The organism is Curtobacterium sp. MCSS17_008 (assembly GCF_003234185.1).
Classification (GTDB): domain Bacteria; phylum Actinomycetota; class Actinomycetes; order Actinomycetales; family Microbacteriaceae; genus Curtobacterium.
Window position 1 is genome coordinate 28,001 of the sequence record NZ_QKSM01000009.1, and the last position, 15,346, is coordinate 43,346.

At 69.2% G+C, this 15,346-nt stretch carries 12 protein-coding genes and 2 tRNA genes; 7 read left to right on the plus strand and 7 right to left on the minus strand.

Annotated features, from left to right (window positions below; translation table 11 throughout):
• The 5 genes from DEJ23_RS10395 to pknB all read left to right on the plus strand — a co-directional run bounded on the left by DEJ23_RS10395 (position 1) and on the right by pknB (position 7,956).
• Positions 1-1,383, plus strand: a complete 1,383-nt coding sequence (locus DEJ23_RS10395; RefSeq protein WP_111240200.1) for a Stp1/IreP family PP2C-type Ser/Thr phosphatase — start codon at positions 1-3, stop codon at positions 1,381-1,383.
• On the plus strand, positions 1,380-2,816 hold the full coding sequence (locus DEJ23_RS10400) for an FtsW/RodA/SpoVE family cell cycle protein (RefSeq protein WP_111240201.1): 1,437 nt from the start codon (positions 1,380-1,382) through the stop codon (positions 2,814-2,816). Before DEJ23_RS10395 ends, DEJ23_RS10400 begins: the two co-directional genes overlap by 4 nt.
• Positions 2,813-4,267: a penicillin-binding protein 2 gene (locus DEJ23_RS10405; protein WP_111240202.1), complete on the plus strand. Its 1,455-nt coding sequence runs from the start codon at positions 2,813-2,815 to the stop codon at positions 4,265-4,267. The genes DEJ23_RS10400 and DEJ23_RS10405 overlap by 4 nt, the downstream gene beginning before the upstream one ends.
• Positions 4,264-6,018 carry a protein kinase gene (locus tag DEJ23_RS10410; protein WP_111240203.1) on the plus strand — a complete coding sequence of 585 codons (1,755 nt, stop codon included), beginning with the start codon at positions 4,264-4,266 and terminating at the stop codon, positions 6,016-6,018. Before DEJ23_RS10405 ends, DEJ23_RS10410 begins: the two co-directional genes overlap by 4 nt.
• A gap of 126 nt (positions 6,019-6,144) precedes the next feature.
• On the plus strand, positions 6,145-7,956 hold the full coding sequence (gene pknB, locus DEJ23_RS10415; protein WP_258375438.1) for a Stk1 family PASTA domain-containing Ser/Thr kinase: 1,812 nt from the start codon (positions 6,145-6,147) through the stop codon (positions 7,954-7,956).
• Between the two features lie 196 nt (positions 7,957-8,152).
• Here the strand turns inward: pknB and DEJ23_RS10420 are convergent, their stop codons facing one another.
• Positions 8,153-8,797 (minus strand): aminodeoxychorismate/anthranilate synthase component II, encoded by a 645-nt coding sequence (locus tag DEJ23_RS10420; RefSeq protein ID WP_111240205.1) that lies wholly within the window; start codon positions 8,795-8,797, stop codon positions 8,153-8,155.
• A gap of 82 nt (positions 8,798-8,879) precedes the next feature.
• Here DEJ23_RS10420 and DEJ23_RS10425 point away from each other — a divergent pair, with 82 nt between their 5' ends.
• Positions 8,880-9,134 carry a cell division protein CrgA gene (locus DEJ23_RS10425; RefSeq protein WP_111240206.1) on the plus strand — a complete coding sequence of 85 codons (255 nt, stop codon included), beginning with the start codon at positions 8,880-8,882 and terminating at the stop codon, positions 9,132-9,134.
• 355 nt (positions 9,135-9,489) lie between these two features.
• Here the strand turns inward: DEJ23_RS10425 and DEJ23_RS10430 are convergent, their stop codons facing one another.
• The gene (locus DEJ23_RS10430) at positions 9,490-10,356 is read right to left on the minus strand and encodes a rhomboid family intramembrane serine protease (RefSeq protein WP_111240207.1); all 867 of its coding nucleotides are present in this window, start codon (positions 10,354-10,356) and stop codon (positions 9,490-9,492) included.
• Between the two features lie 5 nt (positions 10,357-10,361).
• Positions 10,362-10,901: a peptidylprolyl isomerase gene (locus tag DEJ23_RS10435; RefSeq protein WP_111240208.1), complete on the minus strand. Its 540-nt coding sequence runs from the start codon at positions 10,899-10,901 to the stop codon at positions 10,362-10,364.
• 116 nt (positions 10,902-11,017) lie between these two features.
• Between DEJ23_RS10435 and DEJ23_RS10440 the strand changes: the two genes are divergently transcribed.
• The gene (locus DEJ23_RS10440; RefSeq protein WP_111240209.1) at positions 11,018-11,593 is read left to right on the plus strand and encodes a hypothetical protein; all 576 of its coding nucleotides are present in this window, start codon (positions 11,018-11,020) and stop codon (positions 11,591-11,593) included.
• Positions 11,594-11,910: 317 nt separating this feature from the next.
• Here the strand turns inward: DEJ23_RS10440 and DEJ23_RS10445 are convergent.
• The 4 genes from DEJ23_RS10445 to gyrA form a co-directional block, all read right to left on the minus strand.
• A tRNA-Ala gene (locus tag DEJ23_RS10445) sits at positions 11,911-11,983 on the minus strand.
• Positions 11,984-12,015: 32 nt separating this feature from the next.
• Positions 12,016-12,092, minus strand: a tRNA-Ile gene (locus DEJ23_RS10450).
• 76 nt (positions 12,093-12,168) lie between these two features.
• Positions 12,169-12,576 carry a DUF3566 domain-containing protein gene (locus DEJ23_RS10455; protein ID WP_111240210.1) on the minus strand — a complete coding sequence of 136 codons (408 nt, stop codon included), beginning with the start codon at positions 12,574-12,576 and terminating at the stop codon, positions 12,169-12,171.
• Positions 12,569-15,232 carry a DNA gyrase subunit A gene (gene gyrA, locus DEJ23_RS10460; protein WP_111240211.1) on the minus strand — a complete coding sequence of 888 codons (2,664 nt, stop codon included), beginning with the start codon at positions 15,230-15,232 and terminating at the stop codon, positions 12,569-12,571. The genes DEJ23_RS10455 and gyrA overlap by 8 nt, the downstream gene beginning before the upstream one ends.
• Positions 15,233-15,346 lie beyond the last annotated feature (114 nt).

Below are 15,346 nucleotides of genomic sequence, written 5' to 3' on the forward strand. Positions count from 1 at the left end.
ATGACCGCTCGCACACTGAGCGCCGCTGTGTCCCACGTGGGGCGCATCCGCGCCAACAACCAGGACTCCGGGTACGCCGGCACGCACCTGTTCGCGGTCGCCGACGGCATGGGCGGCCACGCCGGTGGCGACGTCGCCTCCGCCATCGCCATCCGCCGGGTCCGCGAGGTCGACCGTGAGTTCCCGTCGGCGCACGACGCCGAGTTCGCCCTGCAGTCCGCGCTCATCGCCGCGAACCAGCTCATCACCGAGACGGTCTTCGAGCACCAGGAGCTCACCGGTATGGGCACCACGGTGTCCGCGCTCATCCGTGTCGGCGAGCAGGTGGCGATCGCGCACATCGGCGACTCCCGCATCTACCGCATGCGCGACGGCGAGCTCCAGCAGATCACCTCGGACCACACGTTCGTGCAGCGTCTGGTCGACAGCGGCCGGATCACCCCGGAGGAAGCGGCGGTCCACCCCCGGCGGTCGGTGCTCATGCGCGTGCTCGGCGACGTCGACGCCGCGCCCGAGGTCGACACCGCCGTCATGGACATCCAGACCGGCGACCGCTGGCTGCTCTGCTCGGACGGCCTGTCGTCGTACCTGGCCGAGGAGCGGATCCGGCACGCCCTCGCGTCGAACATGGACGCGAACCAGGTCACCCAGCGCCTGGTGAAGGAGACCCTCGACCACGGCGCGCCGGACAACGTCACCGTCGTCGTGATGGACGTCACGGACACCGAGCCCGAGGACGACGACGACGCGGCGACGACCGTCGGCTCCGCCGCGGCACCGCTCACGTTCGAGGCGTCGACCGGCCGGAAGCCGATCCGCCTCCCCACGATCCTGCTCCACCCGCTCAAGGTCACCACCGCGCCCGAGGACTCGCACTTCGAGCCCGAGTCGGACCAGTACTTCGCCGAGCTGATCGCCGAGGACCGCCGTCGTCGCATCCGACGCCGCGTCGCCTGGTCGATCGCGCTCGTCGCCGCCGTCGCCGCCCTCGTCGGCGCGGTGTTCCTCGGCTGGCGGATCACGCAGGCGCACTACTACGTCGGCGTCGACCGCGGGACGGTGGCGATCTACCAGGGCGTCCAGCAGTCGATCGGCCCGATCGCCCTGTCCGACGTGTACGAGGACACCGACATCACGGTCTCCTCGTTGCCCGACTACACGCGCGAGAACGTGCGGTCCACGATCAACGCGACGTCGCTCTCCGACGCCCGCGACATCGTCGACCGACTCCGGAAGGCCGCGGCGACCGGTCAGGACCAGGCGGGCACCGGTGGAGACGGCGGCTCGTCGTCGCCGTCCCCGACGCCGTCGGGATCCTCGACACCGTCCCGCTCCGCATCGCCCTCCGCGTCCCCTTCCGCCTCGCGGGGAGCCGGCCGATGAGCACCGCGACCGCCCAGTCCTTCACCCAGGCGATCACCATCAAGCTGCGCGAGCCGGCCCGGGCCCGGAACCTCGAGCTCGTGCTGCTCGTGATCGCGTGCGGCATCTGCGCCGGGGCGATGGTGCTCGTGCAGCTCGGCACCAAGGGACGCATCTTCGACACCGGCGTGCTCTGGGTGGGCGGCGGGATCCTCGGGCTCGCGCTCATCATGCACGTGGTGCTCCGCGTCGTCGCGAAGCACGCCGACCCGTTCGTCCTGCCGATCGCGCTCGTGCTGAACGGCATCGGCATCGCGGAGATCTACCGCATCGACGTCCACAACGGGCTGACCGGCTGGGACGCGATCGGCGTGAAGCAGATCGTCTGGACGATGCTCGCCATGGTCCTGGCGACCGTCACCCTGATCGCGGTCCGCAACCACCGGTTCCTGCAGCGCTACCGCTACATCTTCATGGCCGCGACGATCGCCCTGCTCCTGCTGCCGATGCTGCCCGGCATCGGCACGAACATCGGCGGCGCCCGGGTGTGGATCCAGATCGGTCCGTTCTCGTTCCAGCCGGGCGAGCTCGCGAAGATCACCATGGCGCTGTTCTTCGCCGGGTACCTGGTCACCGCCCGTGACTCGCTGTCGATCGTCGGCAGGAAGTTCGCCGGCATGACGTTCCCGCGAGCACGCGACCTCGGTCCGATCCTGGTGATGTGGGCCGCCGCGATGGCCGTCCTCGTGTTCCAGCGCGACCTCGGCACGGCCCTGCTGTACTTCGGCCTGTTCCTCGTGATGATCTACGTCGCGACCGCACGGCTCGGCTGGGTCGTCATCGGCCTCGGGCTCTTCGTCGGCGGCGCCCTCGTCGCCCAGTCCGTGCTCGTCTACGTGCGCGGTCGGTTCGAGCAGTGGCTGGACCCGTTCAACCAGGAGATCTTCGACCGCCAGACCCAGGGCAGCTACCAGCTCGTCCAGGGCCTGTTCGGCTTCGCCAACGGCGGCATCACGGGCACCGGTCTCGGCCAGGGCCGCCCGTACATCACGCCCGTCGCCAACGCGGACTACATCATCGCGTCGCTGGGCGAGGAGCTCGGGCTCATCGGCGTCTTCGCGATCCTGGCGCTCTTCATCGTCCTGGCGTCGCGCGGCCTGCGCGTGGGATTCATGGCGCAGGACGACTTCGGCAAGCTGCTCGGCGTCGGCTTCGGCTTCATCATCGCGCTGCAGGTCTTCGTCGTCGTCGGCGGCATCACCCGCATCATCCCCGTCACGGGTCTCACCACACCGTTCATGGCCGCCGGTGGTTCGTCGCTCATCGCGAACTGGATCATCGCCGCGATGCTCCTGCGGCTCACCGACTCGATCCCGGCAGAACAGCGCGTGCAGCAGGGCGCGATCCCCGCTGCGCGCGGTCGCGGCAGGACCAGGAAGGAGCGCTCCCGGTGAACCGTCAGCTCCGTGGCGTCTCGACCGTCATCGTGCTCATGTTCGTCGCGCTCTTCGTGTCGACGACGTCCATCCAGTTCTTCGCGGCGGACTCGCTGCGTGCGGATTCGCGGAACTCCCGCACGATCCTCGACAGCTACTCGACGAAGCGCGGCGCCATCCTCGTGGACGGCAGCCCCATCGCCGAGTCGACCCCGTCGGACGACCAGTACCAGTACCAGCGGAAGTACACGAACGGTGCGCTGTACTCGGCCGTCACCGGCTACTTCACGATCGGCCAGGGGAACACCGGCATCGAGAGCGCCGAGAACGCCGTGCTCTCCGGCAACTCCGACGCCTCGTTCTTCCAGAACCTCAACGCCATCCTCACCGGCCAGGACGTCCAGGGCGACAACGTCAACCTGACGATCGACCCCGATGTGCAGCAGGCCGCGTACGACGCCCTCGGCGAGAACAGCGGCGCGGTCGTGGCCCTCCAGCCGTCGACCGGCAAGGTCCTCGCGATGGTGTCGAAGCCCGCGTACGACCCGAACTCACTCACCTCGCACGACACCGCCGAGGTCAAGCAGCAGTACGACGCACTGCTGCAGCAGACCCCGACCCCGCTGCAGAACCGCGCGATCGGCGGCGACCTGTACACCCCGGGATCGGTGTTCAAGCTCATCGTCGCGTCGGCCGCGCTCAAGGACGGCAAGTACTCGCTCGACTCCGAGTTCCCGAACCCGTCGCGCCTGCAGCTGCCCGGCACGAGCAGCTACATCAACAACGCCGAGGGCGGGTCCTGCGGCGGCGGCGACAAGGTGAAGCTCCGCACCGCGATCCAGTACTCCTGCAACATCCCGTTCGCGGAGCTCGGGCAGAAGCTCGGCTACGACACGATCAAGTCCGTCGCTGACGAGTACGGCTTCGGTGACGCCATCGAGGTGCCGATGCGCGCCACGGCGAGCCAGTACCCGGAGGTCGACTCCACCGCCCAGCTCATGCTGAGCGCCTTCGGCCAGGCCAGCGTGCGCGTCTCGCCGTTGCAGATGGCGATGGTGTCCGCCGGCATCGCGAACGGCGGCAAGGTCATGCAGCCGTCGCTCGTCGACTCGATCACCACGAGCGACCTCAAGACCGTCGAGTCCTTCTCCCCGAGGCAGTACAGCGATCCGCTGTCCGGCTCCGAGGCCGCCGACCTGACCGAGGCGATGCAGAGCGTCGTCAGCGGCGGGACCGGCACGAATGCCAAGATCGACGGTGTCGACGTCGCCGGCAAGACGGGCACGGCGGAGGGCGGTACGGGCGACCCGTACACCCTGTGGTTCACGGGGTTCGCCCCGGCGAAGAACCCGGAGGTGGCCGTCGCGGTCGTCGTCGGGAACGGCGGCGGGCTCGGGCAGTCCGGCGTCGGCAACACGGTCGCGGCCCCGGTCGCGAAGAAAGTCATGGAGGCGGTGCTGAACAAATGAGACCCACCAGCGGACTCACCTTCGGTGGGCGGTACCAGCTCTCCTCCCGTGTCGCGATCGGCGGCATGGGTGAGGTGTGGCAGGCGACCGACCTCGTCATCGGCCGGACCGTCGCACTCAAGATCCTCAAGGACGAGTACCTCGGAGACCCCGGCTTCCTCGAGCGCTTCCGGGCCGAGGCCCGGCACGCCGCGCTCGTCAACCACGAAGGCATCGCCAACGTGTTCGACTACGGCGAGGAGGACGGCAGCGCCTACCTCGTGATGGAGCTCGTCCCCGGCGAGGCCCTGTCCACCATGATCGAGCGGGAGCACACGCTGCCCGTCGACAAGGTGCTCGACATCGTCGCCCAGACCGCGAACGCCCTGCAGGCGGCACACGCGGTCGGTCTCGTGCACCGTGACATCAAGCCCGGCAACCTGCTGATCACGCCCGACGGTCGGGTGAAGATCACCGACTTCGGCATCGCCCGCATCGCCGACCAGGTCCCGCTGACCGCGACCGGACAGGTCATGGGCACGGTCCAGTACCTGTCGCCGGAGCAGGCGAGCGGCCACCCCGCGTCGCCCTCGACCGACATCTACTCGCTCGGCATCGTGGCGTACGAGTGCCTGGCCGGCCGCCGCCCGTTCACGGGCGAGTCGCAGGTCGCGATCGCGATGGCGCACATCAACGAGCAGCCGCCGCCGCTGCCGGGCGACGTGCCGGAGCCCGTCTCGGCGCTCGTCCTGTCCTGCATCGCGAAGAAGCCGGCCGACCGGCCGGCGACCGCCGCCAACCTCGCCCGTGCCGCCCAGGCCCTGCGTCGCGGCGACGTCGCCGCCGCGACCGTCGCCGTCCCGGCCGTGGGCGGTGCCGGCACCGTCGCGTTCAACCCGCCGCAGAACCGGGGTGACGACGCCGCGACCGCCCTCATCGGCACGCAGGCCGGTGCGGTGGCCGGTCCTCCTCCCGGGACGCCGCGCTCGCCCGACGGCCCGGAGGACGAGGAACCGAAGAAGAAGCGCGCCTGGATCTGGTGGCTCGTCGGCGTCCTCGCCGTGCTCCTGATCGGCGGCGTGATCGCCGCGTTCGCCCTCGGGGGCTCGGACGAGCCGGATCCGGCACCGACGTCGTCGAAGCCGGCACCGACACGGTCGGCCCCGTCGTCCACGCCGACGCCGACGCCGACCGTCGCCCGTCTCTTCCTCAACAAGGGCGACTACGTCGGGCGGGCGACGGAGGACGTCCGTGCCGAGCTCCAGGGGCGCGGGTTCGAGGTGACGGTGCAGGACGGCAGCCCGGCGCCGTCGGCCGACCAGGCGAACACCGTCGCCGACCTCACCCCGACCGGCAGCGTCGTCGAGGGCACGCTCATCACGATCACGCAGTACACGACGCCGCCGACCACGAACAAGCCGAACACCCCGACCGCGGGCCCCGTGTCCGAATCCGGTCAGGTCACCTTCAGCTGGTCCGGTGCGACCTGCCCCGACGGGTACTCGGTGTCGAAGTACACCTGGACCGTCACCGGCGGCAAGGACGCCTCGGGCGCGACGTCGGGCGACACCAGCTCGACCGCCGTCACGATCCAGGCCGACGCCGCGAACGACGAGGTCTCCTTCTCGTACACGGTGACCTGCAGCAGCGAGTCCGGTGGCACGCTCGCCGCGTCGGAGTCGTCCGACGCAGCGAACGCGACGTGGGAGCCGGCGGACGACCCGACGCCGGAGGACACCTCGACCCCGAGCCCGACGGGCCCGCAGGACTGACGAGCGACGCCACCCGAACGGGGGCTGCCGACACCGTTGTGTAACGGTTCGTCGGCAGCCCCCGTTCCAGCGTTCGGGCAGGAAGTGCTGCCGTACACTGTCCCGGACGGACATTCGGAGGAGTACGTGCCAGAAGGTGTGACCGCGGGGATCACGCTCCTCGCCAACCGCTACGAGATCGGTGACGTCATCGGTCGCGGCGGCATGGCGACGGTGCACGTGGGGACCGACACGCGTCTCGGCCGCAAGGTGGCGGTCAAGCTCCTCAAGCCGAGCCTGGCGAACGACCCGGCGTTCCGCATCCGCTTCCGGCAGGAGGCGCAGGCCGCCGCCCGCATGGCGCACCCGACGATCGTGCGCGTCTACGACGCGGGCGAGGAGACCGTCACCGAGACCTCCGGCGCCGAGGTGCAGGTGCCCTACATCGTCATGGAGCACGTCGACGGCCGCGCGCTGTCGGACGTCCTCGAGGACGGGCCGCTCGCCCCGGACGAGGCCGTGCGCATCACCGAGGGGATCCTCACCGCCCTCGAGTACTCCCACCGAGCCGGTGTCGTGCACCGCGACATCAAGCCCGCCAACGTGATGGTCACGCACAACGGCCAGGTGAAGGTCATGGACTTCGGCATCGCCCGGGCCATCACCGACACGTCCGCGACGGTGGCGCAGACCACCTCGATCCTCGGCACGGCGTCGTACTTCTCCCCGGAGCAGGCGCGGGGCGAGACCGTCGACGCCCGCACCGACCTCTACTCCACCGGTGTGGTGCTCTTCGAGCTCCTGACCGGTCGTCCGCCCTTCACCGGTGACTCGCCGGTGGCGGTGGCCTACCAGCACGTCAGCGAGCAGCCCGTCGCACCGTCGACCATCGCGCCGGACGTGTCGCCGGCCCTCGACGCCGTGACGCTGCACGCCCTGGTGAAGGACCGCACACGTCGGTTCCAGAACGCGGCGGAGTTCCGGACCGACCTGCAGCAGGCCGCGGCCGGCCGGGTCCCGGTGTCCACGCGGACCCTGCAGCAGAACGCCGCGCACGACGCGTCGACGATGCTCTTCGGCGTCAACCCGCGAACGACCTCGAACCCCGCGGTCGCCTTCCGCGAGCTCGACGACGACACAGCCGAGCACCGCCCCCAGCGCACGCAGAACCGGCCGCCGGTCGCGTGGATCTGGCTCGGCATCATCCTGACCGCCGCCGTGATCGCCGCCGTGGTGTTCTTCGTCGCGAACCTGCAGCCCGGCAAGGCCCCGGTGTCGTCGTCGGTCTCGGTGCCGAACGTCGTCGGCGCCACCTGGCCCTCGGCACGCACCGAGCTCCGCGAACGCGACCTGGAGCCCGTCGAGGTCGGTGAGAACTCCGACGACGTCGCCAAGGACACGGTCATCCGCACGGAACCGGGCTCGGGCACCAACGTCGCCCGCCGCCAGAGCATCCGTGTCGTGGTGTCCCTCGGCCCGGAACAGGTGGCGGTGCCGGACGTCGCGAACCAGAAGCAGGACGCCGCGCAGCAGGCCCTCGAGGACGCCGGGTTCGAGGTCGGGGCGATCAACTCCGACTACTCGCCCGACGTGCCGGAGGGCACGGTGATGAGCAGCGACCCCGAGTCGAGCACGCAGCTCGAGAAGGGCGCCGTCGTCAACCTGACGGTCTCGAACGGCAAGGTGAAGATGCCGAACGTGACGCAGCAGCCCATCTCGGCCGCGAACTCCACGCTCGCGAACCTCGGGCTCACCGTGGTGGCGTCGCCGACGGACACCTGCGCGGGCAGCACCGTCGTCCAGCAGAGCGCGCCCGAGGGCGACATCGCCCAGGGGAGCAGCGTCACGCTGACCTACTGCGCCGCGTCGGCCCAGCAGCCGTCGCAGGCTCCGTCCGCACCCAGGCAGGGCGACGACGAGAGCGACGGCGGCGACGACGGCCGCGGCGACGGCCAGTAGCCCCGCGCGGCACCGGGCGCGGCGACGGCAGGAGCACCTGCGCGCCGTCGGGCTCGGCCGCCGATCCTGCAGGTCACGCCAGCGGGCGGACCTGCTCCTGCGGGCGGCTGCGTGTCACACCGGCGGGCGGACCCGCTCCTTCGGGTGGCTGCGGGTCACGCCGGCGGAGGGACCCGCTCCTCCGGGCGGCTGCGGGTCAGGCCCGGTGCGCCGCGATGAGCGGGTTCAGCGCTGCGGCACGGTCCGCCGCACCGCCCAGCCCGGTCGTCTCGAGCCAGTTGCCCACCATCCGGTACCCGCCCTCGGTCAGGACGGACTCGGGGTGGAACTGCACGCCGTACACCGGGTGGTCCTTGTGCTCGACGCCCATGATCACGCCTCCGCCGGTCCGAGCCGTCACGGTGAGCTCGTCGGGCACGGTACCGTCGACGATCGCGAGCGAGTGGTACCGCGTCGCGGTGAAGGGGTGCGGGACACCCGTGAAGAGTGCACTGTCGTCGTGGTCGACCTGCGAGGTCTTGCCGTGCATGAGCTCTTCGGCGTGCGTCACAGTGGCTCCGAGCGCCTCGGCGATCGCCTGGTGACCGAGGCACACTCCGAGCAGCGGCTTCTCCGCCTGGATCGCGGCTCGCACGGTCGGGATCGAGACGCCGGCGTCCGCCGGGGTGCCGGGACCCGGCGAGAGGAGCACACCGTCGTAGTCGGCGATGCGCTCGGCGATCTCGGCCTCCGGGAAGGCATCGTTGCGGACGACGTCCGTCTCCGCCCCGAGCTGCTGCACGTAGCCGTTGAGGGTGTAGACGAAGCTGTCGTAGTTGTCGACGACGAGGATCTTGGTCATGGTCGGATCACCGTACTCGTGGGGGATGTGCGCGGGCTCCTGGGGGTCTTCCCACACACGCGGTCACGGTAGGATACCGGCCATGGCCAAGGACAAGGACCGCACCAAGCCCGCCCGGAGGACCCGAGCCGACTCGGTCGACACGGCGGGTGACCAGCCCAACGCCGTGTGGTTCAAGCCGGTCATGTTCGGCTTCATGCTCGTCGGCCTCGCCTGGGTCATCGTCTTCTACATCTCGAACACGACGCTGCCCGTTCCGTCGCTCGGTTCCTGGAACATCCTCATCGGCTTCGGCATCATGTTCATCGGCTTCCTCATGACCACGCGGTGGCGCTGACCTCCGGCCGCACGCGCTCGACGCCCGTCGTACCCATCGGTACGGCGGGCGTCGTCGTTCCCCCCTGGCTCTGCTCTGCAAAATGCCGCTTTCTCCACACCCCTCCGCGATGTCAGGCAGCACCGTCCACACGTTCACCCTCGTTGTCCACAGTTCTCCACAGTCTCCACATCACCCTCCACACCTTCGCCCCCGACTTATCCACAACTCAATCCACACTGGGGATAATCACACTGGTGTAACTCACCGCTTTCTCCACAGGTGTGGACAACTGGGCCGCCGGGGTGTGGACAACGCAGAACGCCCCGTCGCACCGGGTGGTGCGACGGGGCGTAGTGGTCCAGCGGGACGGGGATCACCCGATGGCGTACCCGCCGATGCTGATGTAGGCGGCACCGATCCCGGCGACGAGCAGGACCGCCTCGGCCACGAGCAGGCCGATCTGCAAACGGCGCTGCCGCACGTTGCGGGTCTTCGAGAAGACGAAGCCGGTGACGAACCCGAGCACGATGCCACCGACGTGCGCCTGCCATGAGATGTTCGTCCCGGGCAGGAACCCGACGATCAGGTTCAGGCCCATGATCACCAGCAGCTGCACGGCGTTGTATCCGAGGCTCCGCTGGATCACGAAGAACGCCGCGAACAGACCGAAGATCGCACCGGAGGCACCGACGACCGGTGTTCCCGGAGTGAGCAACGACACCGCGAGGTCACCGCCGAGACCCGCCAGGAAGTACAGCGCCACGAAGCGCCACGTCCCGAGCAGGTTCTCGAGGATGCGTCCGAACAGGAACACCGCGAGCATGTTGAAGCCGATGTGGAAGATCGACGAGTGCACGAACAGCCCCGTGACGAGGCGCCACGGTTGCGTGCCGACCAGCGGTGTCCAGTAGCTCAACCACGAGTTGACGATCCCGCCCGACAGCACGTTGAGCAGCCAGATGACGACCGACACGGCGATGATCACCGTCGTCGCCTTCTGGTCGAGCATCGCGAACCGCCGCCTGGCCACGGTCAACCCGCTCGGCGCGCCGGAGGCACGACGGTTGGCCTGGAACTGCGCACGCTGTTCACGCACGCACTCCGGGCAGTGCACGCCGACCGCGGCCGGCGTCTGGCACTCGGTGCAGATCGTCCGCCCGCACCGCTGGCAGAGGATGAAGCTCTGCCGGTCGGGGTGCCGGTAACAGAAGTTCTCCCGCCCCGAAGGCTGGTCGGTCACCGGGTTCAGACGTCCTCGACGTCGATGCTCTCGATCACGACGTCGTCGAGGGGCTTGTCGCGACCGTCGGTCGGGACGGCCTCGATGGCGTCGACGACCGCGCGGGACTCGTCGTCCGCGACCTCACCGAAGATGGTGTGCTTGCCCTGCAGCCAGGGGGTCGCCACCGTGGTGATGAAGAACTGCGAACCGTTGGTGCCACGGCCGCCCTGGATGCCGGCGTTCGCCATGGCGAGGATGTACGGGTTCTGGAAGGTGAGCTCCGGGTGGATCTCGTCGTCGAAGCGGTAGCCGGGACCGCCGATGCCCTGGCCCAGAGGGTCGCCGCCCTGGATCATGAAGTCCTTGATGATGCGGTGGAAGACGACACCGTCGTAGAGCTTGTCGGTCGAGACCTTGCCCGTGCCGGGGTGGGTCCACTCCTGCTTGCCGGTCGCGAGGTCGACGAAGTTCTTGACGGTCTTCGGGGCGTGGTTGCCGAACAGGTTGACGCGGACGTCGCCCTTGTTCGTGTGGATCGTTGCGACAGCGGTGTGCAGAGACATGTACCGATTCTCGCATGCACTCCTGACGGTGACACGGATCCCACAGCCGAGGTTCCGTGACCTGTCAGGGTGCTCGGTGGCAGGATGGGGTCACGCCGATCCGATGGAGGTACCAGATGACGACGATCGAGATCCCGCGCAAGCGTCGGAAGCAGATCAAGAAGCTCAAGGGCAAGACCGCCTCGCTCCTCGGCGAGCAGCGCAAGGTCCTCGAGCACGCGAACGCGATCCTCGCCGAGGCCCGCTCGCACGCTGCCGACGCGGCCCGCAAGGACATCGCCCCCCGCGTGCAGAACGCGATCGACAACGGGATCCGCCCCGCGGTCGCCACGGGCGTGCACGCAGCGACGTCCGCCGCACAGAGCGCTTCGCACCGCTTCCAGACCGAGGTCGTCCCCGGTCTCGTCGCGACCGCCGGCTCGGTGCTGAGCGTGAAGGACCTGGCGAAGGACCCGCGCGTCAAGAAGATCGTGCAGGACGCCCAGAAGAAGGGCTCGAAGGCGAAGAAGGCTGCGGCGAAGGTCACGCCGGGCCAGCAGAAGAAGGGGCTCGGCTTCGGCGGGGTCGCCCTCATCGTCGTCGGCGTGGTCGCCGTCGCCGGTGCTGCGTACGCCGCGTACCAGACGCTCCGCGCCGACGACGACCTCTGGGTCGCCGACGACGCCGACACGGCGGAGAAGCCCGCCGCCTGACCTCCCCGGTTCGTACGGAGGGCCCCGGCGTCACGCCGGGGCCCTTCGTCGTCCCCGGCGCTGACGCCGCAGGCCAGCGACGGTGTCCGGCGACGCGCCGCTCCCGTCCACCGAGGTCTCACGAGCAGCCGTCCAAGACGCCGAGGTGCCTTGTTCTCGAAACCTCGACACCGAAGCCGCCCGACGCGCGGAGAGCGACACGAGACCTCCGCGCCGGGGCCGACGCTCGCGGAGCGGCGCGCCGAAGGCGCAGACCAGCACGACGACCGAACGCGGCGGAGCGAGGAACGAGCGAAGCAGCGCTCGCCCTGAGGGAGTGGAGCCTAGGAGAATCGAACTCCTGACATCCTGCTTGCAAAGCAGGCGCTCTACCAACTGAGCTAAGGCCCCGAGGGGTCCAACGTACCGGACCCGGGAGGAGATGGTGGGGCTACAAGGACTTGAACCTTGGACCTCTTCGTTATCAGCGAAGCGCTCTAACCGCCTGAGCTATAGCCCCTCAGACCAGATGAAAGCCTACCGTACCGACGTCGGAGAACGAAATCGAGCGGCGGCTACCGTCCAGCCCGGGTGTGTCAGTTGTTCGTGAAACCCACGAGCAAGCCGCCCGTGATCCGGACACTGAGGTTGTAGAGCACGCTCACGATCGCGCCGAGCACGGTGCCGACGACGACGTTGAGGATGCCGACCACGACGGAGAACCCGAGGACCTGGCCGAGGGAGAACTGATCCATGATCGAGTAGCCGTTCTGCCCGGTGACGTCCTTGAGCAGGGCGTCGATCTGGGTGAAGACGCCGGTCTGGTTGAGGATGATCCACACCAGGGCCGTGGCCACCACGATCACGATCGAACCGGCCAGGGCGATGAGGAAGCTCAGCTTCACCATCGACCAGAAGTCGAGGTACACCAGACGCAGGCGTACCTGCCGGGTGCCGACGGGCCGTTTCGCCTTCTTCTGGAGCTTCTCGGCGACACTACTCATTGTTCGACTGGTCCTCTCCGGCCTCGTCCTCGACAGGCTCGGTGTCGGCGGGGTCGGCGGGTTCGGGCGCCGCTTCGTCAGGGCTCACCGTCTGCACCGGGCCCGCAGGCTCGATCTCGGGGTCGGCGTCGTCCTGGTCCTCCAGGTTCCGCTCACTGTTCCGGGCCACCGCGATGATCCGGTCGTTCTCCGCGAACCTCGCGAAGACCACACCCATCGTGTCGCGACCCTTGGCGGGCACCTCGGACACGGCAGACCTTACCACCTTGCCCGATTGCAGCACGACGAGCACCTCGTCGTCCTCGCCCACGATCAGCGCACCCACCAGGTCGCCACGGTCGGCGGCGAGCTTCGCCACCTTGATGCCGAGGCCGCCGCGGCCCTGGACGCGGTACTGGTCGACCGAGGTGCGCTTGGCGTACCCGCCCTCGGTCATGACCCAGACGTACCCGTCGTCCGACACCACGCGGGCGGCGAGCAGCGAGTCGTCTCCGCGGAAGGACATGCCCTTCACCCCGGAGGTCGACCGGCCCATCGGGCGCAGCGTGTCGTTCGTCGCGGTGAAGCGGAGCGACATGCCGTGCTTCGACACCAGGAGCAGGTCGTCGGTCTCGTCGACGAGCAGTGCCTGCCGGAGCTTGTCGCCCTCGCGCAGGTTGATCGCGATGATGCCGCCGGTGCGGTTCGTGTCGTACTCGGTCAGCGCGGTCTTCTTGACGAGACCCTGCTCGGTCGCGAGCACGAGGTACTGCGCGGCCTCGTAGTCGCGGATGTCGAGCACCTGCTGGATCTGCTCGTCGGGCTGCATCGCGAGCAGGTTGGCGACGTGCTGGCCCTTGGCGTCGCGACCGCCCTCCTGCAGTTCGTACGCCTTGGCACGGTAGACCCGGCCCTGGTCGGTGAGGAACAGCAGCCAGTGGTGCGTCGTCGTGACGAAGAAGTGCTCGACGATGTCGTCCGCACGCAGCTGCGCGCCCTTGACGCCGCGGCCGCCGCGGTGCTGCGAACGGTAGTTGTCACTGCGCGTGCGCTTGACGTACCCGCCGCGGGTGATGGTGACGACCATCTCCTCCTCGGGGATGAGGTCCTCGATGGACATGTCACCGTCGTAGCCGAGCATGATCTCGGTGCGGCGGTCGTCGCCGAAGCGGTCGACGATCTCGTCGAGCTCGTCGCGGATGATCGAACGCTGGCGGGTCTCCGATCCCAGGATGTCCTGGAAGTCGGCGATCCTGCGCTCGAGTTCCTCGGCCTCGTCGTGGATCTTCTGACGCTCGAGGGCGGCCAGGCGACGGAGCTGCAGCTCGAGGATCGCGCGCGCCTGGATCTCGTCGACGGACAGCAGGTCCATCAGGCCGGTGCGGGCCTCCTCGACGTCGGGCGAACGACGGATGAGCGCGATGACCTCGTCGAGCGCGTCGAGTGCTGCCAGGTACCCGCGCAGGATGTGCGCGCGCTTCTCGGCCTCGCGCAGCCGGTACCGGGTCCGGCGGACGATGACGTCGATCTGGTGGTCGACCCAGGCGGAGATGAACCCGTCGAGCGCGAGGGTGCGGGGCACGCCGTCGACGATCGCGAGCATGTTCGCGCCGAAGTTCTCCTGCAGCTGCGTGTGCTTGTACAGGTTGTTGAGGACGACCTTCGCCACCGCGTCGCGCTTGAGCACGATGACCAGGCGCTGACCGGTGCGCCCCGAGGTCTCGTCGCGGATGTCCGCGATGCCGGCGAGCTTGCCGTCCTTGACGCCCTCCGCGATGCGGATCGCGAGGTTGTCCGGGTTGACCTGGTACGGCAGCTCGGTGACGACCAGGCACGTGCGCCCCTGGATCTCCTCGACGTTCACGACCGCCCGCATCGTGATCGAGCCACGCCCGGTGCGGTACGCGTCCTGGATGCCCTTCGTGCCGAGGACCTGCGCCCCGGTCGGGAAGTCCGGGCCCTTGATGCGCTGCATGAGCGCGCCAAGGAGCTCCTCGCGCGTCGCGTCCGGGTGCTCGAGCGCCCACTTCGCGCCCTCGGCGACCTCGCGCAGGTTGTGCGGCGGGATGTTCGTCGCCATGCCGACCGCGATGCCGACCGAGCCGTTGACGAGCAGGTTCGGGAAGCGGGCGGGCAGGATCGAGGGCTCCTGGGTGCGACCGTCGTAGTTGTCCTGGAAGTCGACGGTGTCCTCGTCGATGTCCCGGACCATCTCCATGGCGAGCGGCGCCATCTTGGTCTCGGTGTACCGCGGTGCGGCCGCACCGTCGTTGCCGGGCGACCCGAAGTTGCCCTGGCCGAGCGCCAGCGGGTAGCGGAGCGACCACGGCTGCACGAGTCGGACGAGGGTGTCGTAGATCGCCGTGTCGCCGTGCGGGTGGAACTGGCCCATGACGTCGCCGACGACTCGGGAGCACTTCGAGAACGCCCGGTCCGGCCGGTAACCGCCGTCGAACATCGCGTAGATGACGCGGCGGTGCACGGGCTTCAGGCCGTCGCGGACCTCCGGCAACGCACGTCCGACGATGACGGACATCGCGTAGTCGAGGTACGACCGCTGCATCTCGAGCTGCAGGTCGACCTGCGAGATGCGGTCGCCGGAGACCACGATGTCGCCTACCTCGCCGTGCACGATCTCGGGCTGCTCGTCGGCGCCGTTCTCGTTGTCGTCAGCCATGTGGCTTGGTCACCTTTCTGGTGGCCCTCCGGGGGTCGGCCGGGAGGCACTGGTTCCGTCGGTCGCGCCGGGCGCGACCACAGGGGGTCGGGACTGGTCGACGCGGCTGGCACC